Origin of the sequence: Streptomyces sp. NPDC059582 (assembly GCF_042735715.1) — a bacterium.
GTDB lineage: Bacteria > Actinomycetota > Actinomycetes > Streptomycetales > Streptomycetaceae > Streptomyces.
On record NZ_JBHWCC010000087.1, the window covers coordinates 1 to 26,255 of the forward strand.

Annotated in this window: 23 protein-coding genes and 5 pseudogenes; 20 read left to right on the forward strand and 8 right to left on the reverse strand. The window is 68.1% G+C overall.

Annotation, left to right across the window (positions count from 1 at the left end):
* Positions 1-649 precede the first annotated feature (649 nt).
* Positions 650-1,489 (reverse strand): RNA polymerase sigma factor SigF, encoded by an 840-nt coding sequence (locus ACFV0T_RS40185; RefSeq protein ID WP_385787916.1) that lies wholly within the window; start codon positions 1,487-1,489, stop codon positions 650-652.
* Between the two features lie 221 nt (positions 1,490-1,710).
* Positions 1,711-1,956, reverse strand: coding sequence for a DUF5133 domain-containing protein (locus ACFV0T_RS40190; protein ID WP_385790188.1), 246 nt, complete (start codon positions 1,954-1,956; stop codon positions 1,711-1,713).
* A gap of 475 nt (positions 1,957-2,431) precedes the next feature.
* Here ACFV0T_RS40190 and ACFV0T_RS40195 point away from each other — a divergent pair, with 475 nt between their 5' ends.
* From ACFV0T_RS40195 to ACFV0T_RS40215, 5 genes and pseudogenes are all read left to right on the forward strand, one after another.
* Positions 2,432-3,235, forward strand: coding sequence for an alpha/beta fold hydrolase (locus tag ACFV0T_RS40195; protein WP_385790189.1), 804 nt, complete (start codon positions 2,432-2,434; stop codon positions 3,233-3,235).
* Positions 3,235-4,524, forward strand: a complete 1,290-nt coding sequence (locus tag ACFV0T_RS40200) for a PP2C family protein-serine/threonine phosphatase (RefSeq protein ID WP_385790190.1) — start codon at positions 3,235-3,237, stop codon at positions 4,522-4,524. Before ACFV0T_RS40195 ends, ACFV0T_RS40200 begins: the two co-directional genes overlap by 1 nt.
* Positions 4,521-4,859: an STAS domain-containing protein gene (locus ACFV0T_RS40205; protein ID WP_385790192.1), complete on the forward strand. Its 339-nt coding sequence runs from the start codon at positions 4,521-4,523 to the stop codon at positions 4,857-4,859. The genes ACFV0T_RS40200 and ACFV0T_RS40205 overlap by 4 nt, the downstream gene beginning before the upstream one ends.
* Before the next feature lie 108 nt (positions 4,860-4,967).
* A pseudogene (gene tpg, locus ACFV0T_RS40210) lies at positions 4,968-5,307 on the forward strand (telomere-protecting terminal protein Tpg); the annotation flags it as partial.
* 404 nt (positions 5,308-5,711) lie between these two features.
* Positions 5,712-5,774: pseudogene (locus ACFV0T_RS40215) on the forward strand (hypothetical protein); the annotation flags it as partial.
* Positions 5,775-5,945: 171 nt separating this feature from the next.
* Here ACFV0T_RS40215 and ACFV0T_RS40220 read toward each other — a convergent pair.
* Positions 5,946-6,314 carry an STAS domain-containing protein gene (locus tag ACFV0T_RS40220; protein ID WP_385790193.1) on the reverse strand — a complete coding sequence of 123 codons (369 nt, stop codon included), beginning with the start codon at positions 6,312-6,314 and terminating at the stop codon, positions 5,946-5,948.
* A 1,113-nt stretch (positions 6,315-7,427) separates the two neighbouring features.
* Between ACFV0T_RS40220 and ACFV0T_RS40225 the strand changes: the two genes are divergently transcribed.
* The gene (locus ACFV0T_RS40225; RefSeq protein WP_385790195.1) at positions 7,428-7,607 is read left to right on the forward strand and encodes a hypothetical protein; all 180 of its coding nucleotides are present in this window, start codon (positions 7,428-7,430) and stop codon (positions 7,605-7,607) included.
* Positions 7,608-7,768: 161 nt separating this feature from the next.
* On the opposite strand, the gene ACFV0T_RS40230 is transcribed toward ACFV0T_RS40225, so the two are convergent.
* Complete coding sequence (locus ACFV0T_RS40230) at positions 7,769-7,909, reverse strand: hypothetical protein (RefSeq protein WP_385790197.1); 141 nt, start codon at positions 7,907-7,909, stop codon at positions 7,769-7,771.
* A gap of 738 nt (positions 7,910-8,647) precedes the next feature.
* Here ACFV0T_RS40230 and ACFV0T_RS40235 point away from each other — a divergent pair.
* Positions 8,648-8,836 (forward strand): annotated as a pseudogene (locus ACFV0T_RS40235) (lamin tail domain-containing protein); the annotation flags it as partial.
* Between the two features lie 556 nt (positions 8,837-9,392).
* On the forward strand, positions 9,393-9,938 hold the full coding sequence (locus ACFV0T_RS40240; RefSeq protein WP_385790198.1) for a DUF4142 domain-containing protein: 546 nt from the start codon (positions 9,393-9,395) through the stop codon (positions 9,936-9,938).
* 198 nt (positions 9,939-10,136) lie between these two features.
* On the opposite strand, the gene ACFV0T_RS40245 is transcribed toward ACFV0T_RS40240, so the two are convergent.
* Positions 10,137-11,003, reverse strand: coding sequence for a YihY/virulence factor BrkB family protein (locus ACFV0T_RS40245; protein WP_385790200.1), 867 nt, complete (start codon positions 11,001-11,003; stop codon positions 10,137-10,139).
* Between the two features lie 1,297 nt (positions 11,004-12,300).
* On the opposite strand from ACFV0T_RS40245, the gene ACFV0T_RS40250 reads away from it, so the two are divergent.
* On the forward strand, positions 12,301-13,011 hold the full coding sequence (locus ACFV0T_RS40250) for an SRPBCC domain-containing protein (RefSeq protein ID WP_385790202.1): 711 nt from the start codon (positions 12,301-12,303) through the stop codon (positions 13,009-13,011).
* Here ACFV0T_RS40250 and ACFV0T_RS40255 read toward each other — a convergent pair.
* A complete protein-coding gene (locus tag ACFV0T_RS40255; RefSeq protein WP_385790222.1) occupies positions 12,927-13,472 on the reverse strand; it encodes a replication-relaxation family protein in 546 nt (181 codons plus the stop codon). The two genes, ACFV0T_RS40250 and ACFV0T_RS40255, sit on opposite strands and share 85 nt — an antisense overlap.
* A gap of 307 nt (positions 13,473-13,779) precedes the next feature.
* Between ACFV0T_RS40255 and ACFV0T_RS40260 the strand changes: the two are divergent.
* The 3 genes and pseudogenes from ACFV0T_RS40260 to ACFV0T_RS40270 all read left to right on the forward strand — a co-directional run.
* A pseudogene (locus ACFV0T_RS40260) lies at positions 13,780-13,899 on the forward strand (AsnC family transcriptional regulator); the annotation flags it as partial.
* Positions 13,900-14,270: 371 nt separating this feature from the next.
* Positions 14,271-15,725 carry an MFS transporter gene (locus ACFV0T_RS40265; RefSeq protein WP_385790204.1) on the forward strand — a complete coding sequence of 485 codons (1,455 nt, stop codon included), beginning with the start codon at positions 14,271-14,273 and terminating at the stop codon, positions 15,723-15,725.
* Between the two features lie 22 nt (positions 15,726-15,747).
* A complete protein-coding gene (locus ACFV0T_RS40270; protein ID WP_385790224.1) occupies positions 15,748-16,950 on the forward strand; it encodes an epoxide hydrolase family protein in 1,203 nt (400 codons plus the stop codon).
* A gap of 112 nt (positions 16,951-17,062) precedes the next feature.
* On the opposite strand, the gene ACFV0T_RS40275 is transcribed toward ACFV0T_RS40270, so the two are convergent.
* Positions 17,063-17,617 carry an ATP-binding protein gene (locus ACFV0T_RS40275; RefSeq protein ID WP_385790206.1) on the reverse strand — a complete coding sequence of 185 codons (555 nt, stop codon included), beginning with the start codon at positions 17,615-17,617 and terminating at the stop codon, positions 17,063-17,065.
* 511 nt (positions 17,618-18,128) lie between these two features.
* Positions 18,129-18,392, reverse strand: a complete 264-nt coding sequence (locus tag ACFV0T_RS40280) for a hypothetical protein (RefSeq protein WP_385790208.1) — start codon at positions 18,390-18,392, stop codon at positions 18,129-18,131.
* Positions 18,393-19,152: 760 nt separating this feature from the next.
* On the opposite strand from ACFV0T_RS40280, the gene ACFV0T_RS40285 reads away from it, so the two are divergent.
* The 8 genes and pseudogenes from ACFV0T_RS40285 to ACFV0T_RS40320 all read left to right on the forward strand — a co-directional run bounded on the left by ACFV0T_RS40285 (position 19,153) and on the right by ACFV0T_RS40320 (position 26,160).
* Entirely contained in the window at positions 19,153-19,479 is a 327-nt protein-coding gene (locus ACFV0T_RS40285; RefSeq protein WP_385790210.1) for a hypothetical protein, read from the forward strand.
* A 5-nt stretch (positions 19,480-19,484) separates the two neighbouring features.
* Positions 19,485-20,369 carry a helix-turn-helix domain-containing protein gene (locus ACFV0T_RS40290; RefSeq protein ID WP_385790211.1) on the forward strand — a complete coding sequence of 295 codons (885 nt, stop codon included), beginning with the start codon at positions 19,485-19,487 and terminating at the stop codon, positions 20,367-20,369.
* 382 nt (positions 20,370-20,751) lie between these two features.
* Positions 20,752-21,042 (forward strand): annotated as a pseudogene (locus ACFV0T_RS40295) (SpoIIE family protein phosphatase); the annotation flags it as partial.
* Positions 21,043-21,112: 70 nt separating this feature from the next.
* Positions 21,113-21,676 carry an ATP-binding protein gene (locus ACFV0T_RS40300; RefSeq protein WP_385790213.1) on the forward strand — a complete coding sequence of 188 codons (564 nt, stop codon included), beginning with the start codon at positions 21,113-21,115 and terminating at the stop codon, positions 21,674-21,676.
* Between the two features lie 469 nt (positions 21,677-22,145).
* Positions 22,146-22,886 (forward strand): SDR family oxidoreductase, encoded by a 741-nt coding sequence (locus ACFV0T_RS40305; protein ID WP_385790214.1) that lies wholly within the window; start codon positions 22,146-22,148, stop codon positions 22,884-22,886.
* Positions 22,887-23,187: 301 nt separating this feature from the next.
* Positions 23,188-23,940 (forward strand): SDR family NAD(P)-dependent oxidoreductase, encoded by a 753-nt coding sequence (locus ACFV0T_RS40310; RefSeq protein ID WP_385790216.1) that lies wholly within the window; start codon positions 23,188-23,190, stop codon positions 23,938-23,940.
* 146 nt (positions 23,941-24,086) lie between these two features.
* Positions 24,087-24,920 (forward strand): SDR family NAD(P)-dependent oxidoreductase, encoded by an 834-nt coding sequence (locus ACFV0T_RS40315; protein WP_385790218.1) that lies wholly within the window; start codon positions 24,087-24,089, stop codon positions 24,918-24,920.
* Positions 24,921-25,320: 400 nt separating this feature from the next.
* On the forward strand, positions 25,321-26,160 hold the full coding sequence (locus ACFV0T_RS40320; protein WP_385790220.1) for an SDR family NAD(P)-dependent oxidoreductase: 840 nt from the start codon (positions 25,321-25,323) through the stop codon (positions 26,158-26,160).
* The last annotated feature ends 95 nt before the right edge of the window (positions 26,161-26,255 follow it).

Consider the following 26,255-nt stretch of genomic DNA (forward strand, 5'->3'; position numbering starts at 1 on the left):
CGTCACGACGGCCGGGCCCTACACGCACGTCCGCCCGCATGGATACACACCGCACGGGAACGGACGGATGAGTCTCAACGGAGAAGGGGGGTAGGTGGGTTGTGGTCGGGGGTGGGACGGCCATGCGTGAACCCGCGCAACCTCCTGCCGGCTCCCGTCCTCGACCTCACCGTTGGCCCGCACCGGGCCAGGCAAAGCCGGACGGTTGCAAGCACGCGCTGACGCTTGGGTGGCTGCGGTTTTGCGCAACGGCCGCGCAGAGTCGCTCTGCAACGCTGTCCGACCTGCCAGATTCGCAGCTGCTGCCAGCCAGCGAGGAACTGGCGGTGGCTGCGAAATTCGACTGCGTCACCACCCACGGGCATCGAAGGGCTCGTCGCCGGTGGTCTGTTAGGACACCCCGTGGACCTGGACCATGTTCGGCGATTGCGGGGCGCCATAGTGGTCGGCGGTGTCGAAGAGATTGAAGTTCATCCTCCCGAGGCCGATCCAGCTGACCGGTAGGCCGGCCCACGCGCCCATCGCTCATGCCGCGAGCAGGCAGGGGTAGCACGCGGCATGGGGCTCCTGTTGCGGCCGCCGAGCCGAAGCGTGGACATGCCCAGCAGCCTGCCCTGGTCGCCATCACGGTGGAACCTGTGTGGGGCGGTCAGTTGGTGGTGAGCATGCCTTCGCGGAGTTTGGCGAGGGTGCGGGAGAGCAGCCGGGAGACGTGCATCTGGGAGACGCCGAGGTGTTCGCCGATCTGGCCCTGGGTGAGCTCGTCGACGAACCGCATGTGGATGATGCGCCGTTCACGCTCGTCGAGCTGGGTGATCAGCGGGGCCAGGGTATGGAAGTCCTCGACGAGTTCGAGGGCGTGGTCGTCGGTGGCGATGAAGTCGGCGAGCGCGGTTTCGCCGTCGTCGCTGGAGCCGAAGGTGGCGTCGAGGGAGGAGGAGGCGTAGCCGTTGGAAGCCAGCCGGGCTTCGTTGACCTCTTCCTCGCTCAGGCACATCAGCTCGGAGAGCTCCCTGACGGTGGGGGTGCGGCCGAGCCGGCTGCGGAGCTCCTCGGTGGCTTTGGCGAGCTGGATGCGGGCTTCCTGGAGGCGGCGCGGAACGTGGACAGCCCAGGAGGTGTCGCGGAAGAAGCGCTTGATCTCACCGATGATGTACGGGACGGCGAAGGAGGTGAACTCGACTTCGCGGGTGAGGTCGAACCGGTCGATGGCCTTGATCAGTCCGATGGTGCCGACCTGGACGATGTCTTCCGTCTCGTCCTGGCTGCGGCTGCGGAAGCGCGCGGCGGCGTAGCGGACGAGGCTGATGTTCATCTCGATGAGGGTGTTGCGTGCGTACTGGTACTCGGGCGTGCCCTCTTCGAGAGCGGCGAGTTGGTCGAGGAACAGCCGGGACAGCTGGCGGGCGTCCTTGGGAGCGACTCGTGAGGGGTCGGCTATCTCCGGCAGTGCGATCGTGCCTGCTTCTGTCGCCTCGGTCACCGTCATCTTGAATCCCCTCCCTAGTGGATGCTGCCCCCGTGTGGTCGGCTGCTGGTAGCCGGCCACGGAGCGCTTACCCGCACGTGGGGAATGCATACCAGGCAATCTGACCGGAGTTCTGGCCGGACGTCGCGCCGGTCGGGCCGGCTGCCCCGCCCGGCCGGCGGCAGCCGGCCAAGAACCGTGGCGGATCCGCTCAGACTCGGTCACTCCACCTGATGGGCGGGTCAGGCAGCCAGGATCTGTGTCGTTTCAGTGGTTGTATAGCGATTGGCCCGAAGTTGTTCCAGGAGAGTGTCGACGGCATCGAGTGCCTGGTCCACCGACCGAGTTCCGGTCATTACACACAGAGTGTAGGAGGTGTCTTCCAGCTCTCGGCTCGAGCGCCCGGTGGGCTGCACGTCATGACGGAAGCGGGCCTCGGCGAAGCGGCCCAGCACCGCACGCAATTCCTTCTCCGCAGGCAGCAGCACAGCGACAACCTCCTCGTAAGGCGGGCCGTCTCTCCGACCCGCGACACCGGCGCACCCAGCAGGTGGCATCACGCTCGAACCGGAGGAGCTATTTCCTCCGGCGCATCGTCTGCCCCCGCCAGGCCACCGCATGCAGCGCTTCTTCCGCGCCCCGCTGACGATGCCGTTCACTGCCTTGTGGACGGTCGCCGGCTCGAGCCGAGGAGCGGGGTGTGTCCGGCCGCCGGAGCGGGGCCTGGCGGCACACGACTGCCCGCGGTAAGCCCCTGCTCCGGCGTGCATCGGCCATCGAACGGCCGGCGCCGTTCAGACGCCGGATGATGTGTGACCTGCGACATGGCTGCTCGTGGCGGCTGTTCATGTCGCGGCGCGTTCCGTGGAGAGTTGGCTGCTGGAGTGTGTGGGAGTTGTAGGGGGCGGCGGATGGGGCTGCCGCCGTGGCGGAAGGCTGTTCGAGGCCTGGGAGACTGCACGGATGGACATCGGCCGCAGGAACAACGTCAACATCATCGGCAACCCTCGAGGGCGGACGGTGGTGCTGGCTCACGGGTTCGGCTGTGATCAGAACATGTGGCGGCTCACGGTACCGGCTCTGGCCGAGGAGTACCGGGTGGTGCTGTTCGACTACGTGGGTTCAGGCGGTGCGGATCCGTCTGCCTTCTCGGAGGATCGCTACGCCTCCTTGGAGGGATACGCCCGGGACGTGGTGGAGCTGTGCGAAGCGTCTGACCTGCGCGATGCCGTGTTCGTGGGTCATTCGGTCAGCGCGATGATCGGCGTACTGGCCGCGGATATGGCGGCGGAGCGGATCGGGGCCCTGGTAATGGTCGCGCCTTCTGCGCGCTACATCGACGACGACGGCTACCGGGGCGGGTTCAGCGCCGAGGACATCGATGAGCTGCTGGCGTCATTGGAGTCGAACTACCTGGGATGGTCGGGGGCGATGGCTCCGGTGATCATGGGGAACGCGGAGCGGCCCGAGCTGGGGGAGGAGCTGGCCAACAGCTTCTGCGCCACGGACCCGGACATGGCGCGTGTCTTCGCCCGCACCACCTTCTTGTCGGACTCCAGGGATGATTTGAAGCGTGTGCGGGTGCCGACCTTGGTGCTGGAGTGCACCCAGGACGTCATCGCCCCCCGGGAAGTCGGCGCTTTCGTACACAGCGCCGTTCCTGGTTCGGCCCTGGTCACTCTGGATGCAACCGGTCACTGCCCGCACCTGTCCGCCCCCGAGGCCACCAACGAGGCGATACGGACCTTCCTGGCGGGACTTCGATGATGTGCCGCACCGGGCAACATCCTGACCCGCAGGACGCCGGCAGCGACAATGCCGGGCAGGCGGCGGCGTTCGCGGCGCTGCTGGAGGACAGCGCGGAGGACCTGTACGAAAACGCGCCGTGCGGATATCTGTCCACACTGATGGACGGCATCATCGCAAAGATCAATACCACCCTGCTGGACTGGCTCGGCCTCGAGCGGGAGGCGGTGGTGGGCCGCATGCGGTTCACCGACCTGCTCACCGTGGGCGGCAAGCTGTACCACGAGACGCACTTCGCACCGCTGCTCCAGATGCAGGGCGAGATCAGCGGCATAGCCCTGGAGATCAAACAGACCGGCGGGGCACGCATGCCCGTGCTGGTCTCCTCCTCGGTCAAGCACGGCAGCACTGGCGAGCCGTTGCTCATCCGCACCACCCTCTTCGATGCCCGAGACCGCCGGGCCTACGAGGAGGAGCTCCTGCGGGGCCGGAAGGCGGCTGAGGAAGCACGCAAGCAGGCGGAGGCCGACCGGACCCGGCTGCAGGACGCTCTCGCCGTGCTCCAGAAATCGCTGCTGCCCGAAACCCTGCCACCGGTCCCTGGACTGGAGACGGCCGCTTACTACCACACCGCCCATCCAGACCGGCTCGGCGGCGACTTCTACGACGTCTTCCCCGTCGACGGCAAACGCTTCGCCTTCTTCCTCGGCGATGTGTGTGGCAAAGGCCCCCAGGCCGCCGCGGTCACCTCACTGACCCGCTACACCCTGCGTGCCGCAGCACTGCACGATCCCGATCCCGTCGCAGCCCTGTCGACCCTGAACAGGGTGCTCCACGAGCGGTACACCAGCGGTGACCCGCGGTACTGCACCGCCATCTTCGGCACACTCGAACCCGATCCCGTAACGGGGAACGTCGCGGTCCGCCTCGCCTCGGGCGGCCACCCCCCGGTCATCGTCGTGCGCGCGGACCGCACAGCCGACTTCCTGCCCACCCCTGGCGGCCTCCTCGTCGGCATCCTGCCCTCCGCGCACTTCGCCACCGCCACCACCACCCTCGCCCCCGGCGACACCCTGCTCCTCTACACCGACGGCATCACCGAAGCACGCACCGGTGAAGACCGCACCGCCCTGTTCGGCGATGAGGCACTGCTCGCCTTTGCCGCGGATCACGCCGGCCAGCCCCCACACGCCCTGGTCCAGGCCCTGACCGGCCTGCTGCACGGCTTCGGTGACGGCCTCGACGACGACACCGCCCTGCTCGCCCTCGGCGTCCCCGCCCTCAACCTCAGGACCCACCCCTTCGAATGAGCCCGCTGAAGATCACCGCCCGAGACGCTGCCACCGGTCCCGTTATGGAGATCAGCGGCGACCTCGACTACGCCACGGCCCCCGAGCTGCGCGAGCTGCTCACCACGCTCACCCTCCAGCCGGGCCAGCGCCTCGTCGTGGACCTGGCCGGCATGACGTTCTGTGACTCCAGTGGCATCACCGCCCTGATCGCCGCCCGCAACCACGCCCACGCCGCCCAGGCGGACATCGCGCTCGCTGCTGTCCCCGCCCACACCCTGCGCGTACTGCACGTCGTCGGCCTCGACCAGATCTTCCCGCTCCATCCGGACAGCCTTTCTGCCACCCAGCCCTGACCCTTGTGCGCGCCTGCCGACCCTCAACACCTCGGAGTGCGACAGGCGTACGTGGCAGTCCGCTGCAACACATCGAGGGACTTCCCTGAGAAGAATCGGGCAGGCCCTGAACAGCTGGGCAGCGCGAAGGCCGTCGCCCAGCAGATCGGTGTCACCGCCGACTCGGTCAACCGCCACCGCCGCGGCGCCCGCAAACACGCCCGCCCCGACGTCGCCGAAGATCGAGAACGCGGTGCGCTCCCGCTGGCGGCCCCAAGGCCGCAAGCGCCGCCGCCAGCAGGCCGCGACCAGCGGCGGGATCACGATGGAGACCCGCGCCCTTTTCGGCTACACCGCACCCGTCGGCACGACCGACGACGGCCGCTTCCGCCGCCTCACCGTCCACCTGCCCCCGTCGTACGCGCAGCGCCTGTTCGACGCCCGCGACGCCGGGGCCGGCGACCAGGAGCGAGCGCAAGGGTGCGCCGCCTGCCGGTGATCGACGGGCACGACCTCGTCGGCATGGTCGCGCAGAGAGCGTGGCCCCGGCCATGCCGCACAACCCATGCTGATCCGGAACGAAAGGTGTGAGTGAAGAGAAGTGGGCGACTCGGCGGGGGAGTGGTTGGGCAGTCAGCCTCTCGGGCTCTTCGCCGTCCGCCGGCGGCGGAGAGCCACCACAACGGTGTGTGGTCTTTACTGCCGTGTTGTGGATGTCTTGCGGGTGGTGCCGGGGGCAGGCGTACTGGAGACGTAGCCCCTGCATGGAGAGTAGTTATGGCGACCTCGCGCGAGCAGCGATCCTCGTCTGCGCGGACACGTGATGACTCGATGGCCCGGCTGGAGCAGGAGAACGCCCAGTTGTGTTAGGCCGTGGACTCCCACGCGACGGTCGACCAGGCGATCGGTGTCCTCATTGCGGTCCACCGGCTGGCGCCGGTGGCGGGTTTCGAGGTGCTGCGGGAGGTCTCCCAGCACACCGACAGCAAGCCCCGCGGTCGCGGAGATGGTGATCGGCTGGGCGCTGGGGCAGGAGCTGCCGGAGCCGGTCGGGCGGGAGCTGGACGCGGCCGTGCAGCGGCGCACGAACCGGCTCAGCTAGGGCGATCAGGCGTTGAGAGCCTGCTCGATGGTGGGGTAGCAGGAGATGAAGGTGTCGACGCCGACCATCTGCAGGAGGCTCAGGACGGGTTCCTGGGCGGCGGCGATGCGCAGCCACCCCTGGGTGTCGCTGGCCTCGCGGTGGGCGGTGATGAGGACGTTGATGCCGCTGGAGTCCATGAAGGTGACACCGCTGAGGTTCAGCACAATCCGCAGCGGCGGCTCCGGACTGTCCGCGGACAGGAGAGCGACGCTGAGTACGCCCCGGACGTCATAGTCGATCTCGTCCCGCACACTCACCACGCGGACGCCGTCGATCACGTGGCGGTCGACGGACAGCCGGTCTGAGCGGTCCGCGTTCCAGTGGTCGGTCACCGTCTCCTCGACTGTCGCTCGGGACCGCACGGGATCGGAGGATCCCGCCTGCTGCCCTGACTGACACACCCGGCAGGTGCGGCGCCGCACGCAGCCTAGCTGACAGGTCGTTGCCTGCCGTGAGGGGACCGCTCGCGCGGCGTTCTCCGCCCCTCGTTTCGCACCAGGGCCGACCAGCGGACACTGCCACGGTCGCGGGGCAGTGTCCGCTGGTCGGAGTCCGATCCGGGGTGGGATGAGGTGCGGCCACCGGTGATCAACGAGAGGGTGGAGCCGGAGACCAGGCAGTGACCGCAGACAGAGCGTAGAAGCTGCCTGCGCCGTCAGAACGCGTCCTCGTGGACGACACCGCCCGGCGATCCCCCGGACGGCTCTTCAGGCAGCGCCCGGGGATCCCACCTGGCCCACAGAGGGTGAGGAGTCCCCGCGGGCCAGGCTGCACGGTTCAACGACGACAAGCCCGCACCGTCACGCGGCACCGGGGGCCGTGCAGCGAGCACCGCAGGACCCAAAGAGACGGTCAGCGGCCGCAGCGCGGGCGCCGGCGGCTGCGCCACCCGTGGGTTGCCACCGCGGCTCCCGCGGCCCGAATCCGGGTCAGGTGGTCGCTGACTGTCGACGAGAACAGCCCGACCACCGCCACGAGTTCACGTACCGGGGGTTCCGTGCCGTGCACGGCGAGTCCGGCGGCAACCCACTCCCGGTGGGCGCACAGCAGCGCACCGCTCCGCTCGGCGGCGGCGGGCTGCCGATCGGCACGCGCGTCACGATTGCGTTTGCTGCCAGGCGAGTTCCTTGAGCGCCATGTGGGCCGCCGGCCTACCGGCCGGACCCTGCCAGTACGGATGGGCGGCGATGAGCCGGGACAGTTCCTGCAGGCGTCGTCGCTGCGCGGCGGTGCACGCGCGGCCGGAGCGTGGGCGAGGGCCCGGTAGTGGCGTACCAGGCGGTCTGAGCCTGGACGAGATCGTGGGGGAGCAGGGAGGGGTCCCTGGCATGTTCGATTTCTGGCGCAAAGCGGGCTACCCACGGTGACGTTCCAAGGTGCCGCCTTTTCAACAGCGTGTGACGCTGAGATCACCGGCAGTTTCTGCTCCAAAAGGAGGAGTCATCATGGCTGAGCCCAAGAGCGGTCAGACGAAGAAGGGCATGAACCCCGCCAAGCAGCGCGAGAATGCGTCCAAGGAAGGCCACGCGCCCCAGGATAAGCGCCCGGCCGAGCGCCGCACGTCCGAGGAGACCCGGGAAGCGGGCCACAGGGGCGGCAAGGGGAGCCAGGAGGAGCGTCACTGACCACGCATCCCGGCTGGAACGCGGCGATCTGCCGAGCATGAGCACGCGATCGTTCATCAGCGGTAGCGCCGCGCGTGTCATAACACGGGTTCCGGGGATCAGCCAGAGATCCCCGGAACCCGGTTCGGGGGTGCCCCGTCAACGACGAAAAGCCCCCACCGTTACGCCGCCCACTGCGGCCCGAGCGCGGCGAGTTTCTCCACGGTGAGCTTGGTGCGGCGGGTCTTGTTGGGCAAAAACACCCCGAGTTTGGCGTCTGTGCCGGCCTCCAGTCGCTCCACATGGGCCCTGGGGACGGCCATGGAGCCGGTGCGGGCCCTTGCTGCGCGAGGGCCGCCACACCCCGCTTGAAGGCTCCCCGAGGCGCCGTGGACGCCTTGGTGCGCGTGTCCCGCTCTGGTGCCAGGGGGACGATGCCGAGGACCTCCAGGCGCTCACGCCGGCCGTCCATCAGCCCACTGGGGTTGTCGGGCGAGCCACTTTCCGACGTCCATGGTGTGGGCCGTGACTCCACGTTTCGAGCTCGGTCTTCTCTGCCCGGCCTCTTCACCCAGCAGTTCGCGTACGGCGGCGTAGTGGCCCTGCCAGTCGGCCGGCCACGCCGGGTTTCGGTTACGGTCGATCTCCTCCAGCGCGGCCTCCCACTCGGGTGCCCGTCCAGCGGGCCGGAGCGACGCATGTTCGAGATCCATTGCCCCAGCGGCCGGTCCAGCGCCGACGCGGTGCGGGGGCGCACAGGGTCCAGTGTGCTCACTTTCGGGTGAAGGCCCGTCGCGGTCCTGGGACACGGCGGCGTCGTGATGGCGGTCACGGCCAATTCCCGTAGGAGTGCTTGGCCTGCAGGGCCGTCACTATGGTCCACAACCAGCATACGTGAGTAGTGCAGTCGCGAGTCATAGAAATGTGGGCAACAGGTGACACAAACACAGGCCATGTTTCCATCCCAACTCCCGCACGTGCTGGGCAGAGTGTGTGCCCGTCGTCTGGCCGCCGCTGCGCTTGCGGCGGGGTGCTCTGGTCGGGGCGGGGCGTTGCCGGCGATGGCGGGCCGGCCCACGGTCCGTGTCCACACAGGTGAGGGCCGCGACTCGCACACCGATGTCTACCAGGACCGCCGTTCGTACGCGTGGGACAACGACCACGACACCGCCACCCTGCGCAACGACCACGACCGCTTCATCGACGACGAGTCCTGGGGTCACAACCGCCACGGCGGCGGACACCACTGACCCGCACACCCCGCGCCGGTAAAGCTGCTGACCACAGCCGAACCGGTATCCCCTCTCACGACGGCGCGCCCGGAGCTGCTAGGCCCCGAGCGCGCCGCCGCCACATGTGCGCCGCGCAGCGACGTGCTGACAACAGCGCGGCCCCGATCCCGTGCCGACGGGCGTCTTCGGAAACGGCACGATCTGGAGGCCGGCCATCTCGAAGCGCTCGCTCGCGGAGAGTGTGGGACGTGGCTGCCGGACGGCCTCGCGGGCGCTGATCGCTGCCGGCGCCGGGGATTGCAGGGAGAAGCCGAAGATCACCAGTAGGTGTTACGGGGCGTGGTACGGGATGGACGATTCGTTCCGCCCCGCCGGCAGATGCGCTGCCATGGCGGATCGCGTACTTCTGCAAGCCGGGACGACCTGTCAGCTACCGCGGGCCAGAAATGTCCTTTTTCGGCGTGTTGGATGTTCAGGGTGTGGCACCCGTATGTGCGACCCGAGCGGGGCGTCCACATCCGACCATCCGACGGCCCGTGCCCCGCGGGCCTGACGAGACCGAGGAGTTCATCTCATGCGCCGGTACACCCTCGCCACTCTTGTCGCGGCAGCGACGCTGGCGGGCCTTTCCGCCCCCCAAGCCATCGCGGCAGCATCCCCCACGAGCCAGGACCGTACCTTCCTCGTGCAGGCCCACCAGGGCAACCTCGCTGAGATCGCCGCCGGTAAGGATGCCGGGAAACACGCCACGACCGTCTGCGTGAAGCGCGCCGGACAGACCTGGGTTCACGACCACACCAAGTTGGACGCCTCGGTGCGCAAGCTGGCGGACAAGACGCACACCAGACTGCCGTCGTCACCCTCTGCGGCACAGCAGAAGGCTCTGCAGGCGGTGCAGTCGAAGGCCGGAAGCTCCGCCTACGACGAGGCGTGGCTCAAGGCTCAGGCTGCCGCTCACCGCAAGACGCTGGCCGCCATCGACCAGGAGATCAAGCACGGAACGAACTCCGGTGTGGTCGCCGCGGCCCGGACGGCCCGGCCCATGGTCGCCATGCACCTGGACATGGTCCGCGACGGCGTCTGTCACCAAGCACCGCACAGCACTCATCACGCAAGCTGAACGGGACGCGGACGCGTCGTGTGGGCGGAGCCCCCCGGCAGGCCGTGAAGAAGTTCGAGGCGCAGGGCCGGGCGATGGGATCCGCCGTCTGGCCCTGAGGCTCATGGTCCAGCACCTCGTGCCGCCGTTGAGGCCCACAACAGTCCACGTTTTCGAGCCTGCAAGATGGGGCTTGGCTGCATGGGGTGCCGGTCGTCGTCAGAGCTTGCGGGTGTCGCGGGGCTCGGCGTAGGGCTCGTCCCCCGGGGGGTGCCCGCTGCCGATGGCTTGTCCGCGTTCCAGTTCGGCGTTGAACTCCAGTCCGAGCAGGATCGCGATGTTGGTGAGCCACAGCCAGATCAGCGCGACGATGGGGGTGGCGAAGGCACCGTAGGTCTTGTTGTAGCTGCTGAAGTTGGTGACGTAGAGGGCGAACAGCGCGGACGCGATGAGCCAGATGACCACGGCCAGGACACCGCCGGGCATCACTCGCCGGATTCGCCGCTTGACGTTGGGGGCGGCCCAGTACAGCAGCATGACGATCAGAACGACCAAGAGGAGCATGACGGGCCACTTCGCGATGTTCCATGCGGTCATCGCCGTGTCGCCCAGCCCCAGAATCGATCCCATCTTCTTGGCCAGTGTGCCGGTGAAGACGACGCCGACCGCAGTGAGGGCCAGGAGGATTACCACGGCCGCGGTGATGCCGAGGCGGACCGGCAGAGTCTTCCAGACCGGTCGGCCTTCGCCGATGTCATAGACGATGTTGGACGCCCGCATGAAGGCGGCGACGTAGCCGGAGGCCGACCACAGCGCCAGGACGACGCCGATGATCAGCGCGAGCAGTGCCTTGCCCTGGCCGTCTTTGAGCTGCTTCAGCACGGCGGTGAGGAGGTCGCGCACGGCCCCGGGGGCGATGGCGGAAAGGTTCTTGATCAGTGAGTCGATGGCGGCCGGGCCCAGCAGACCCAAAATGGACACCAGAGCCAGCAGGGCCGGGAAGATCGCCAAGACCCCGTAGTAGGTCAACGCAGCCGCCCAGTCCGTGAGATTGTCCTCTTTGAACTCCCGCAAAGTGCGTGTCACAGCGCCCTTGAAGGAGTCACCGTCCGCGGCGCCGTGTCCGGACGGACGACCCGCATGGCCACGCTCGCCGTCGTCGGGTGAGCGACCTGCCTCGCCACGCTCGCCGTCGTCGGGTGAGCGACCCGCATCACCGCTGTCGCCGTTCAAGCGCCTGCGGCCGCCGGCGTGGTCGGCGCCGCCGACGTCGGGGTTTCGGTCCGGGCCATCAGAGGGGGGCGTTGCCACAGCTACTCCTTCCGTGAACGCCGACGCACAGGGCCGACGTGCTCCGTTGCGCTCTGCTTCGTATGCGACCCTGCCGCTCCCGGCACCTTGCCCGGGACGGTGTCCGCTGAGACGGACGGGACGGAGGACCGTACTCCCATCACACCCGCTGATCTGGATACCGCCACCCCAGCTCAACGGGCGACGCGCTTCGGCTCACTCGGTTGCTGGCCTCAAGGAGAGGTCACTCCATGCCGATAGTGCAGTGATGCAGCCACAATCTCGAGCACCGGAGGCCCGGCACTTTCCTCGGCCGTGCGGCTCTCACAACCCGGCCGACAGACCCGCCGCTGCCGGTACCTCGTGGGTGTCCGCCCTCGATCGCGACGGCCTCCTGTTTCGCGTCGTGGACGAACTCTGCGCCCGCGGACTGGTCACAACGGGCGATGCTCAGCTTCCCAGGGGTCGATGACGCGACTGGCATGGGGGAACGGTGCCGCAGGTCGACTGAAGGCGTCCCGGACTCGCATCGCATGGAGTGGCGCCACCGGCCGGAAGCGGCGCGGGCGACGTCGACCTCGACTTCCACGACGAGTTCGGGCTGGACCAGCGTGACGTCCAGCGTCTCCCCGGTGCCCCAGCCTGCGGTGAAGGTCCAGCCCGTCCACGGGTGGCTGTGTGGGGCTGGGGTGAAGAGGTCGGCGCGGGTGCGGCCGGTTGCCTGGGGGAGGGTGGTGGTGCGTCCGGTGTACTGGAGTTGGCCGTCCTGGTCGTACCTGCCGAGCAGCAGTGTGCGGGACTCTGCCGGGGTGCCGGTGATGGCGCCGACGATCGCTCCGGTCGTCTCGCGGACCACTGGTGGGCCGGACCTGGTAGTCGTCCAGGCCGCCTTCCTGTTTCGCGCTCTGACCTGCGGTTGCCTCGTGGGTCTCGTGCGTTGCGTCGTCCCGCGCTTCATATAGTGAGCCATGAACCGAAGAGCTGGCGGCCGCGGTGGGGCAGGTGGGTCAAGCGCTACGACTCCGCGGCGGCCGACCGGACCGGATGGTGGCCCTCGACCGCCCGGCTCCCACCCTGACAGTAAGGAGATCGGATGAGTGACGACGCACGGCCGCGGATCTCGGTCACCATCGCCGCGCCGGTGGACGTGGTCTGGGATGCGTTGCGGTCCAAGGACAAGATCCGCAATTGGATGGGCTGGGACTACGAGGGCCTGCACGACGAGATCGACCTGATCTTCTTCACCGACACGGTGGAGTACGCCTCCGCACGCACGCTGAGACTGCACGGTGGCGACGAATTCAGGCTCGAACCGTACGGCGCGGGCACTCGGGTCACGCTCACTCGAGGCCCCTGTGGTGACAACCCGGACTTGGACGCCTACTACGACGACGTCACCGAAGGTTGGGTCACCTTCCTGCAGCAGCTCAAGTTCGCCGTCGAGCGCCACCCCGGCGCCGTCCGCCGCACACTCTCGTTCGTCAGCGGCAATGACAACGCGGTGCACCTCATCGACGCACTCCACCTCGCGGACATCACCGCAGGCTCGGCGTTCCAGAGGAATCTGCTTGGCGAGGACGTCGCAGGGGACATGTGGTTCAGCTCCGGCCCCCAACTCGGCATCACGGTCGACGCCTGGGGTGACGGACTCCTCATCGTCTCCAGTGCGGACCCATCACCCAGCAAGCCGAACGGCGCAGCCATGGCGGTCCTGAGCACCTACGGCCTCGACGACGCCCAGCTGGCCGAACTGGACTCCCGCTGGCGTCCCTGGTGGACGGAGCGATTCCCGGGCGGCGAATGAACCACCCGACCATTCGTCCCAGCGAGGCACAGTAGGGCCCACAGCTCCAGTTGAGATGCCGTCGGCTTGCTCTGTCGTCGCGCCGTGGATGCGACACGTGATTCGCTCGTCGACGTTCTCTGGATGCCGTGTGATCCCGGGCGTCGGCCGGCTGGCTGGGGCACGAAGGCGTACAGGCGGGCGTACGCGGTGAGTTTGGCGGCGAGGCGCTCGGGCCCCATGGTGGCCCGGTCGACCTCTACGAACGCCCGCAGCATCGCCCCGGTGTTGCCGCGGAGGCTGTAGTACGGCACTCCGTCCGGGATGACCGATGACCGCTTTCTGCCTCCCGACCGGGTGGAGGACTTCTGGGATCCATCCGGCCGCGTGGCTCGGGTGGGGCGCCAGCTCCGAAGGGCGGTCGGCGGCGCGGAGAGAAGCTGCTGATGTACCTCGTTCTCCTCGGCCCACCAGCAGATCAGCGCATAACAGCGTTGGGGGGGGCGTCATGAGCGATGACGAACCCCACGCCGCAGCGCTCAGATGTGACGGCAGGTGAGGGAAGCGCCTGCCGCGCGGCACGGACCGCCGCCTCGGCAACCCTTGCGGAACGAGTGTCCGTTCGATGCGATCGCATACAGCTTGACCACCCAGTCGCCCAGGGCGACGCGTTGCTGGAAACGCGCACTCCGTGGTTGGTAGGGAATCTGAGGCTTCGGCCCCGAGAGATCCAGTGAGGCCGGATCCACACGTGCCCCCTTCAACGATGTGAACCTCATAAAGTGCACTGTGCAGCCCCTGGATCACGTCCACCACACGTTGCTCGCGGAGCTTTCGCGAGACGGGCGCAAGTCCGTTCGCGCGCTGGCGGGGCTCGTCGGGTTGTCCGAGCCCGCCGTGCGCGACAGGTTGGACAAGCTCTCTCGGCACCACCGTCGAATTGGCCGACACCCTCGACCGCATCCGGGCGATTCCGTCCATCACCCACACCAATTCCACCGTCGTCCTGCGCACGGTATTCGAACGGTCCATCACCATCTGACCAGCCAACCGCCGTTGATCTGTGCGCGGTGGTTGGGGTGCTGCTGGCCGCCTTACCGTCGGGCGGAGTGTCCCGTCCTGCTGGATCGTGGCGGTGGCTCGCCTCACCATGTGGGATCCGGTCCAAAGGGGTTCCGGCCAGAGGCGGACGAGTACTTCGTCGGCGTCGGGCGCCGGTCCCTGAACGCGACGTCCGGAAATCGCCAGCGGTGGTTCAGCGACCGTCGCAAAGTCGGTGCATGCAATATGTGTTGAACATCCGGCCCCGGAAGCGGGACACGGATGGCGGTGCCACCTCCTGGCGGATGCTGGCTGTTCTGCTGGCCGGGCAGTTCCTGGCCAATGTGGACACCGCGATCGTGAATGTCGCCGGGCCCGGCATCCAGGACAGCCTCGGCGCGTCCGGCGGGGAAACGGCTCTCGTGGTCTCCGGATACGTGGTCGCCTATGCCGTGCTGCTGGTGACCGCGGCCCGGCTGGGGGCCACCCACGGGTATCGCCGGGTCTTCGCCGCCGGGGTGCTCGTCTTCGGGGTGTCGTCCCTCGTGTGCGGGGTAGCGCCCACCCCGGTGCTCCTGATCCTCGCCAGGATCGTGCAGGGCGCGGGGGCCGCGCTGATGGTTCCCCAGGTGCTGAGCGCGGTGCAGATGCACTTCGGCGGGAGGGACCGGGCCCGGGCCCTGGCGTACTACGCGGTGGCGCTCTCCGCAGGAGCGGTGGTCGGGCAGGTGCTCGGTGGGCTGCTCCTCGCCGCGGATGTGCTGGGGCTCGGGTGGCGCCCCGTCTTTCTGGTCAATGTGCCTGCCGCCCTCTCCCTTGCCGTCGCCGCGCAACTCTGGGTGCCGGACGACAGGCCACGCGCCGTTTCGTCCTTCGACACCAGGGGGGTCGTCCTGCTCTCGTCAGCCATCGCACTGCTGATCGTGCCGCTGGTTCTCGGGCCCGAGCAGGCGTGGCCCGTGTGGTCCTGGATCAGCCTCGCCGCTTCCTGCCCCCTGGCCGCGCTCTTCGTCAGCGGCGAGCGCCGGCTGGCCGCGCTGGGCGGGCGTCCGTTGGTCTCTCCCCGTGCGGTCCGGCCGCCGGCGGTGCGCTGGGGACTGCTCGCTCACGGCCTGACGACTTTGACGTACTTCGCCCTGCTGTTCGTGCTGGCGGTCTACCTCCAGCACGGTCTGGGCCGGGGACCTGCTTACGTGGGGCTCACCATGGTCTCCTGGGTGGCGGCTTTCGGGCTTGCCGGCCTCGCGCTGTCCCGCCTCCCCGCCGAGTATGCCCCCGTGCGATACGCCGACGTGTGCGGCTGCCTCCTGCTCGCCGTCTGCTATCTCGCCGTGTGCGGGTATCTGCTGGCCGGCCACCACACCGGCCCGGGGCTGCTCGCACTGCTCGGAATCGGCGGATTCGGCCTGGGCATCAGTTCCAACTCGCTCATCAACCGGATGACTTCGGCGACCGCGCCGGACTACGCCACCGATCTCTCGGGCGTCATCAGCACCAACGCCCAGCTCAGCGGTGCGGTCGGTGTCGCCGCCCTGGGCGCGGGCTATCTGGCCTTTGCCCGTACGGGAGACGCCACCACGTCGGCCCACGCGCTGGCGGCCACGCTCGGGGCGTGCGCCGTGCTCGCACTGGTCTCCGCCGGCGCGGCCCTACGAGCAGTCCACCACACGGCACAAGGGAACCCACATGCTTGAAATGCCTTTCAACTGCGGCACCATGACGACATCACCAGGTGAGAGCATCCAACCGTTCCGAGTCTCGATCCCGGACAGCGACTTGGACGATCTGAGGCACCGCCTGGACCGCACCCGGTGGCCGGACGAACTGCCCGACGCCGGCTGGGACTACGGCGTTCCGCGCGACTACCTGCGGGAACTCGCGCACTACTGGCGGCACAAGTACGACTGGCGGGCGGCTGAGACTCGTCTGAACCAGTGGCCGCAGTTCACGACCACGATCGACGGCGCCAACATCCACTTCGCGCACATCCGCTCCCCGGAACCGGACGCCACACCGCTGATCATCACGCACGGATGGCCCGGATCCATTGTCGAGTTCGAGCGGATCACAGGCCCGCTCACCGACCCCCGGGCGCACGGCGCCGATCCCGCGGACGCCTTCCATCTGGTCCTGCCGAGCATCCCCGGCTTCGGGTTCTCCGGCCCCACCCGCGACAAGGGTTGGGAGTACCAGCGCGTCGCGGGCGCCTTCGCCGAGCTGATGCACCGCCTGGGCTACCCCCGTTATGGGACGCAGGGCGGCGACTGGGGATCGGCGATCTCCCGCGAACTGGGTCGCATCCGCCCCGACCACGTCCTCGGTGTCCATCTGAACCTGATCCCAGGCGCCGGGGCGACCGCCGAGCCGACCGAAGCGGAACTCGCCGCCCTCAGCCCCGCGGAACGCGAGCGCACCCGGGCCTCCTGGGAGCGGATGCAGACATGGAGCCGCGACAAGCAGGGCTACGCGGACATCCAGTCCACGCGTCCGCAGACCCTCGCCTACGCGCTCTCCGACTCACCCGTCGGCCAGCTCGCGTGGATCGCCGAGAAGTTCAAGGAGTGGACGGACAGCGCCAACCGGCCCGAGGACGCCGTCGACCGCGACCACCTGCTGACCAACGTGATGCTGTACTGGCTGACCGGGACCGCCGGCTCCTCCGGCCGCATCTACTACGAGCGCGCCCACGCCGCCTACCAGGGAAAGCCACCGGAGCCCTCAACGGCCCCCACCGCGCTCGCCGCCTTCCCGCAAGAGAACTTCATCGTCCTGCGGCACATCGCCGAACGCACGAACAACATCGTCCGCTGGACGGAGTTCGACCGGGGCGGCCACTTCGCCGCCATGGAACAGCCGGACCTGCTCGTCGGCGACATCCGCGCCTTCTTCCGCAGCCTGCGCGACGCAAACACATCCTGACGGGAAGAGCAACGGCCGCACCACGGCCTCTACTCACGGCTCCGGCTGTTGGCGGGTGGCGATGCTTGGCGAGGGTGGCCCACCGGGTGGCATTGTGCACGCTGGTACCTGCTCACCCTGCGAGTGTCTGAGGCAGGCCATGCGCGATCACCGAGCTCACGGTGGCGACGCGGTGAGCCAGGTCGCCGGCAGGGATGTCGATGAGCTCGTAGCCGAACGCGCGGTAGCTCTCTTCGTGGATCTTTTCGAAGGCCAGCGATTCCTGGAAACTGATCCGCCGGGCCGCGGTCGGCTCGCAGAACCCTAGATTGCGGACGAAGAGCACTTGCCGTTCGTAGATCCCCACCGAGGTGATCCGTTCGAGTTCCGCGGTCAGCGCCGGAGGCACCGGCCACCCCAAGTAGGTGGCGAGAGCGTGGGTGCAGACCGGCGAACGGTCGAACACCTGAACAGAGCCGGTGGCCTCCAACTGTCCCTGTCGCTGCAGAGCGACAATCTCGTCGATGAAGGACGCCCGTGTCCATGGCTGGTCCTCCCCCAGGGCCTGCGCTTGTGCGATGACCGCCGTCGCCGCCTCCTCGACAATGCCGTAGCCAAGCTCGTCCAGGCACCGCAGGATTGATGTCTTGCCCGCGCCCGGCGTGCCGGTGAGAACGTACCGCCGCATGATCCGAGAACCCTTTCTTGCAGGTCGAGACAGGTCCACTGGCCACCGTTCGGGCCTCCGGCGGAGGCAACGAGCCAGCGGAGCCTGGGAGATGGGGATGGGGGACACAGGCGGACCCTCGAACGGCTGACATGCCGGAGACACCCCTGATGCCCGAGACGTTGGGCAAGGCAACCACGGCCGGATTGCTCAACGTCCTTCTTCGGTCCAGTACATCCTGTCGACCAGAGTCTCGGCAACCACCGCTGAGCGAACCAGGTGTCAGAACGAACGGTTCAGGAGTCCTATGGGCGAGGGCGGGCTGCTGGTCGAGCCGGCCCGGCATCTGATCGAGCCTGTCGCCGAAATACGCGCGCAGGAGCGGCGGCCTGGAGGAGATGGCCCTCTCGCTCACCGGAAAGCGGTTCACGTCCGAGGAGATCGTCGCGTATCTCGCCGAGACCTGGCCGGGCCGGGGACGCCCATTCCGGCCACTGCGATGCTCATCGCGAAGTGCGACACGGGGGTGAGGTCAGGCGTAACGAACCAGCGAAATCCGGCCTATCGGATCCTGTCGTATCTGATGCACTTCCACTTGTCCGTCTTCGGTCAGTGTCCCTTCTCGCGTAGCACGCTCTGACGGGCTGTTGGCGCGGAGCAGCGCCAGGGACACCGCATGGCAGGCGTTGGAGGCCTGGTCGACGACGTAGTACAGCCAGACGTCGCGGAGAGTCGTGGTCCGAGTCTGCAGGCCCACCAGCCACGCCTCGTGGCGGCTGATGGTGGCGCAGCTCATGTTCCTTCCCGTGTCCCTGGATGGGGCCCCACCTGGGACGTTACAGGTCGGGTCGGGAGATCCGGCGCTGGGACTGCCCGTCTCCGGGGGGGTTGCACCGCTCATCTGGAGCAGCATGACCTCTCATCTCCATGTCGATTTCAGCGACCACCGGGGTGATGGGCTCCCACCCAGGTGCGTCGAAGAGGGATTGGTTGTTTCCTGTATCTGTGGATCGGACAGCGCAGCCGTCGGTGAACATTCCCTGGCCAGCCGTGACGTTGCCTGATCCGGCGGTGACCTGGGCGCCTGCTCGTAGTGGCGCAAGAGCGGCATTGCGGAAGTCTCGTGGACGCCACTTGGACATCGTTCCCAGAGGGCTGTGCTGCCGCTAGGGCTGTGACGGGCGGGCGGCTGCATGGGCTGCGGGGGCGAGTGTCGCCGTAGTTGCGCCGGTCGGCAGGAGCAGCGCGGTTGCGGTGGCAGTCCGTCGCAGGGAACGACGCTTCAGGAGTGCTTCTCTCTGCGCGGCAGAGAGCGCCGACTTGTCTGCGAATTGCTGGGTCATTTCTTTCCTCTAAGTGTGTTGCTGTGGGGAGTTGGTCGTCAGGAACAGTGAGAGCGGGTGTGCTGTGGGCCGCGGCCATCACGTGCGGACGGGCAGGGGTGTCACCGCGGCGCAGGTGCTTGCCGAGGGGGTCGGCAGTTCGGGGCCGTCGCTGTCGGCGGTATAGACCTCGGTGCCGGACGCGACGATCTCGTCTCGTTGATCCGGAATTTGATGCCGGTATCGAGCGCCGCGTGGATTACACCGTCGGCGTTCGCGTGCTCGACGTTTCAGGAGCCGTCGAAATCGCCGGAATTCAACGCGCCGAGAGCGAGTTCGCTCGTCGGTATTCCCGTGGCGCCGGGAATCATTTGCTTCACAAGCCTTCTCTTCCCTGATATTCTGCCCGGCCCTGCCGGCCGGATTCATCAATACAATCAGAGCACCATGGATGCGAATTTTCCGGAAGAGCACACCTCGACCCAGGGCTTGGTCCACCGGGGGTACGACAGAACCACCCCATGGAATAAGAGCACGCTGATGCTTGCAGGGTTAGCCTGAGAAATATGAGTGAGCGCGTGCCGGATACCGATCTCCGGGATTTCCTACGGACCCGCCGGGCCCGCATCACTCCGGAGCAGGCAGGCCTTCCCCCGCAGCCGGGCGTGCGCCGCGTGCCCGGCCTCAGGCGCGAGGAAGTCGCCCAGCTCGCCGGAGTCAGCGTCGACTACTACGTACGGCTGGAACGCGGGCGCAGCGCTAGTGTCTCCGTCTCGGTCCTGGAGGCCGTGGCTCGCGCGCTGCAGCTCAGCGACACCGAGCGTGACCACCTGTTCGCGCTGGCCAAACCCACCCCGCGACGGCCGCGTGTGGCAGCGGTGGCGCGTGCACGGCCCGGACTGGTGCAGGCACTGGAGAACATCACCGGCATCCCGGCCCTGCTCCTGGGACACCGGCTGGACGTCCTGGCCACCAACCGCCTGGCCCGTGCCCTCTACCCCGGTTTCGAGGACCTGCCGGCCGGCGAGCGGAACATGGCCCGCTACGTCTTCCTCAACGACGCGGCCCGCGATCTGTACGTCGACTGGCCCGAGACCGCCCGCGAAGAGGTCGGCATGCTGCGTCTGTATGCCAGCCACCACCCCCATGACCCCCGGCTTGCTCAGCTGGTCGGCGAACTGTCCGCCAGAGACCGGGACTTCCGCCGGTGGTGGGCGGACCACGACGTGTTCCAGCCCCGGTACGGCTCCAAGCGCTACCACCATCCGCTGGTCGGGGACCTCACCCTGGGCTTCGAAGCCCTCACTCCCACGGGAGACCCCGATCAGATCCTCGGCCTGTACACCGTCGAACCCGGATCGCCGTCCGAGAACGCCCTGCGCCTGCTCGCCAGCTGGACCGCCGACAACACGCACAGGAACCCCGAACAACCCGCCGAGCGCGAGCACTGAAACGGCCGACCCGTGCCCGGGGACGGCACACGTCGAGCGGATCTTCGCCGTGATCTTGGTCGTTGTACGGAAGGCCTCGCGCAGGGCCGGCCTGCCACCGCTGAACCTACTTTCCGGTGGAAGGAGCCGTTTCTGTGACGAACAGCAGCGCAGACGGAGAACGCGCCTGCGAGGGCGGGTCCGCACGGAGTCGGGGTGCTGAGCTGGTGGCGGTCCTGGAAGGGGCTGTCCGCGAGGCCGTGCACCGGCTGGATGCCGTGGCGGCAGCGGTCTACCTCTTGGACGAGGCCCGCACCAAACTGAGAGTTGCGATGATCGGTGGCGCCCCGCCTTCGCTCTTCACGGCGACGTGGAAGGCCACGCCATCGACAGCGCCGCCCTTATGGGACAGGTCCGCACCGCGGTGGCCGCCTACGCCACCGAAGGGCACCGCCCCGCCGCAGTGATCGACCGGACCGGCAGACTGCTCGCCGAACTCGGCACCGACCCGCTCGTGACCTGCTGCGTCGTCACCCTGGACACGGCCGACGGCACGGCCGAGGTCGCCCTGGCCGGCCACCCCGAGCCGCTGGTGCAACGGCCCGACCAGACCATCGGCACCCTTGAGGCCCCCGCCAACCTGCCCCTGGATGTCACGCAACACCATGCCTACCGGGGCCGTGAGCACACTCTCGAACCCGGATCCGTCCTGATGCTGTACTCCAACGGCCTGGCCGCCTGCAGCGCGACCGACCCGCAAGCCGGTGCACGAGCTGCTCAGGTCCGGCAGCCGCCAGACCAGATCCGACCTCGAGCACCTGGCCGACCACCGCATGGCCGAGGACTCCAGCCCCCGCCGGCGCCGCGACGACGCGGTACTGCTCCTGGCCCGGTATGAAGGTGCCCATGGCGAGGGCGCGCCCCGGACGGGCAGCCTGCACATCCAGCAGCGCGACCTGCACGGGGTCGAGGCCGCACGCGCCTTCGTGGACGACCGACTGTGCTCCTGGGAGCCGGCGGAGGTCTCGGACGACCTCCAGCTCATCGTCTCCGAGATCGTGACCAACGCGCTCATCCACGCGGGCAGTGACGTCGACGTCCGCCTGCGGGCGTTCGCGGACCACATCCGGCTCGAAGTACTACGCGACGCTGACAGCAACCCGCCCATTCCCTCGCCCCTGGTGCTGTCCGAGGAGGCGAACGAACAGGCCGAGCACGGCCGGGGTCTTCTCATCGTGGAGGCCCTGGCCGGGGTGTGGAACAGTTCCCCGAACGGTCGGGGCAAGACTGTCTGGCTGGACATGCCCATCCCGGTGCCCGGGCCCTGATGTGCTCGGCCTGTGCCCGTAAGGCAGGCACTTCATCGGCCTGACCGTCCGCATGCAGGACTTGTCAGGGCCGAACCGCGCTGGGTGATGCTGAGGGGCGAGGCGTCGTTTCGGCGACGCGCAGAACTCGATCACGGCACGTACGGCCCGGCACGGCGACGGACAGTTCCCCGCCGCCGCGGAGCGGTCGTCGCGCATCAGCGACGACGCGTACGTGACGCTTGCGGGTGACCGCGAATCGGTATCCGGCACGCGCTCACTCATATTTCTCCGGCTAACCCTGCAAGCACCAGCGTTTTATTCCGTGGGGTGGTTCTGTCGTACCCCCGGTAGACGAAGCCCTGGGTCGAGGTGTGCTCTTCCGGAACATTCGCGCCCATGGTGCTCTGAATGTATTGCTGAATCCGGCCAACAGGGCCGGTGACAAAAGCAAGAAACGAATACGTTCCCGTCCCGTTCGGAGATTGTTGTGCAGAACCCTTCGTCCTCCAATCGCAAGCTCGTCCTGGTGACCGGTGCGTCCAGTGGCATCGGCGAGGCCACCGCCCGCCACCTCGCTGCCGCCGGACACCACGTCGTCCTCGGCGCCCGGCGCGTGGACCGCCTCGAGAGGCTGGTCGCCGACCTCACCGCTGCCGGCCACCACGCGGAGTGCGCCCAGCTGGACGTCACCGACCTCGAAAGCGTGAAGGCCTTTGTCAACGGCGCGCTGACCCGTCACGGGCGGGTCGATGTCCTGGTCAACAACGCCGGCGTGATGCCGCTCGGCCTCATGGAGGACCTGCGCGTCGACGAGTGGAACCAGATGATCGACGTAAACCTGCGCGGCGTGCTGCACGGTATCGCGGCGGTCCTTCCCGGCATGCGTGAGCGCCGCTCCGGGCACATCGTCAACGTCGCCTCCACCGCCGCCTACCGCGTGGACCCGACCGGGGTCGTGTACTGCGCGACCAAGTTCGCCGTACGCGCCGTCTCCGATGGCCTGCGCCAGGAGAGCACCGATCTGCGCGTCACCGTCGTCAGCCCCGGCCTCACCCACACCGAGCTCACCCACTCCGGAGGCGACGACCAGCTGCAGGGCGCGGTGCGGACAGCGCTCGAGGCGGTCGGCATCGATGCCTCGGCCATCGCCGAAGCCATCGGCTATGCCATCGCCCAGCCGACCAACGTCAACGTCAACGAGATCATCGTCCAGGGCACGCAGGCCTGACGTCGTGCGGGGCGAGCCGCCTGCTCGTGCCGCCGCCCGCCGCGGCAGCCGCTGATCTCTGGAGCGGCTGAACGGTTCCACTCCCGTGGCGGGCGTCGGCCCCCTCGCTTCCCACCGTTGCGGGGTGTTGCCGCAACACCGCCAGCTGCTGGACCCTCGTCCAGCAGTCGCGCGGCCTGTGACGCCTCTGGTTCGGCTCGAAGGCGACGGCTGTGGCGCGCGCGGGATGCCCGCTGTCACTGCGCTTGACGGCCGCTCCCCAAGAGACACCTCACGCAGAGAAGAAGGAGAGAACACAGGTATGACCCAGCAGTTTGCAGGCAAGTCGGCGTTCGTCACCGGCGGCGGCAGCGGCATCGGGCGGGCTTCCGCTCTGGCGCTGGCGGCTGAAGGGGCGCTGGTGACGGTCACCGGCCGCACGGCGCAGACCCTCGAGGAGACCGTCCGCCTCATCGAGGCCGCCGGCGGCTCGGCCCGCTATGTGGTCGCCGACATGACCGACGATGCCCAGATCGAACATGCCGTCCAGGCCGCGACCGCGGTCACCGGCCGCCTGGACATCGCCCTGAACAACGCGGGCTACGACGGCGAGTACCAGCTCACCAAGGACTACTCGACCGAGATGCTCGACCACATGATCGCGCTCAACATACGCGGCATGTTCCTGTCGATGAAGTACGAGCTGCGGCACATGACGGCGCAGAACTCCGGCGCGATCGTGAACATGTCCTCCGGCGCCGGACTGATCGGCGTCCCCGGGTTCTCCGGCTACACGGCCACCAAGGCCGCCGAGATCGCCATGACCAAGAGCTCGGCCCTCGAGGTCGCGCCCCACGGCATCCGCATCAACGCCGTGTGCCCTGGCCTGGTGGACACCTCGATGATCGCGGCGCTGGACGAGGACGTCCGTGAGTCGATCGGCGCCGCCCACCCCCTGGGACGCATCGCCCAGGCCAGTGAGATCGCCGACGTCGTGGCTTTCCTCGCTTCCGACAAGTCCAGCTTTGTCACCGGCATCGCCCTGCCCGTCGACGGCGGCTACAGCGTTCCTTAAGGGCAGACCGGCCCGCGCCAACGGCACATTCTTCACTGAAGCCGACACGGCACGCCTACGGCACCGCCAGCTGCGGGAGCATCCGCGGCTGGTTGATCCACTCACGACTGTGCGAGTGGGTATTGCACGATGCGGAAGGAATTCCCATGTCCAAGGTCTGGTTCGTCACCGGAAGCTCCCGCGGCCTCGGCCGCAAGATCGTCGAAGCCGCGCTGGAGGCGGGTGACCGGGTTGTCGCCACCGCCCGCAAGCCGAAGCAGCTCAGCGAGCTCGCTGCCTGTTACGGCGACCGGATCCTCCCGGTGGCCCTGGACGTCAGCGACAACAATGACGTCCTCAAGGCCATCGCGGTCGGCTTGGATGCTTACGGCCGCTACGACGTCGTCGTCAACAACGCCGGCTACGGCGTCACCGCCTCCATCGAGGACGCGACCCTTGAGGACTTCCGCGCGCAGATCGACACCAACTTCTACGGTGTGGTGCACGTGACCAAGGGCGTCGTGCCGATCATGCGCCGGCAGGGGCACGGGCACATCTGCCAGATCTCCTCGCTCGGCGGGCGTGTCGGTTCGGTGGGGCTGAGTGCCTACCAGAGTGCCAAGTGGGCCGTCGGCGGTTTCTCGACCGTTCTGGCCCAGGAGGTCGCTCCGCTGGGCATCAAGATCACCGTGCTGGAGCCCGGTGGCATGGCCACCGACTGGGCCGGCTCCTCAATGAGCATCCCGCCGATCAGCCAGCCGTACCAGCAGACAGTCGGCGAGTTCGCGCGCATCCTTCCGACCTGGCCCATGCCTTCCGGCCCGGCCAAGGTCGCCGATGTCATTCTCTCGCTCGTCGGCAGACAGGACGCTCCGCTTCGCCTGCTCATCGGCCCCGATGCCGTCGTGCACGCAGCGGCCGCGGCCCAGGCTCTCGCCGCGTCCGACCACATGTGGCACGACCTCAGCATCTCCACTGCCGTCTCAGTACAGGCTGACTAGCAGTTGCCGTACCGGTCGAGGGACTTGGAGTCCGAACAAGGGTCCCGATCGGTGATCGCGGAGTGGCCGGCACCTGCTTCTCAGTAGTTCGACGGCTGTGTTCCCGGGCATGGGCATCGGTCGTCTGAGACTTTCGCGGTGTCCAAGTCCGCAGCGTACAAGGGCCGCTGATGGCGAGTGCCCCGGATGCCCGGCCTCACTGCGCCTGCGCCGTTCAGTGGGGCAGCCCAGACCTGCACGGCTCTGACGCAACGGTCCTGCACTCGGCCCGTCAACCAAGCTGACATTGCCTCAGGTCAGCTTCCTCTTCGTCATGAGCCGAATGGCACACGTGTGCCGCACGTGGTCACGGTTCGTGTACACGCTCAATTGCTCGATCTCCCAAGTGAAGGGTTTCACCATGTCTTCCAAGGTTGTTTTGATCACGGGTACCTCTTCCGGCATGGGCCTGGCCGCCGCTGTCGGCGCGGCCCAGGCGGGCTGGCACACCGTCGCGACCCTGCGCGACACGGGCCGCGCCGACGCGCTGCGCAAAGCTGCCGCGGCCGTCGGCGTGGAGCTGGACATCCGGCAGCTCGACGTCACCGACGAAGCCTCTGTAGCCGCCGCGATCGACGGGGTGATCGCCGACCACGGCCGCCTCGACGCCGTGGTCAACAACGCGGGCGCCGGACACTTCGGCACGCTGGAGAACGATACCGTGGACGATGTCCGCCGGGTCATGGAGGCCAACTTCTTCGGCGTGCTCAACGTCTCCAAGGCCGCACTGCCGCACCTGCGGGCTTCCGGCGGCCGTCTGATCACCGTCACCAGTATCGGCGGTGTCATCGGGCAGCCCTTCTCCGAGGCGTACTGTGCGGCGAAGTTCGCCGTCGAGGGCTACATGGAGAGTCTGGCGCCGGTCGCGGCCAAGCTCGGCGTGAGTGTCTCCGTCGTCGAGCCGGGCCCCATAGCCTCCGAGTTCTTCAACAACATCGGGATCGACATGGAGGCCGAGATCACCGCCGCGGGCCCGTACGCCGAGGCGCAGGCCAACCTCGTCAATGGCGCCGTTGCGCAGATGGTGAACAGCGCCCAGACGCCGGCCGAGGCAGCACAGTCCGTGCTGCGGGTGCTCACCGCCCACCGCCCGGCGTTCCGTATCCAGACCTCCGACTGGGCCCGTGACTTCACCCGCACCAAGCTCGCCGACGTGGACGGCTCGGCGGTGCTGGGCCTCACGGGCGGTTGGATCGCCTGACCGTCAGAGAGGTCAAAGGGCCGACCGGCCCACACAAGCGGGACGATCCGGGATATGAACGGGCGTCGGCTGGGGCACCCCGACCAGGAGGTCGG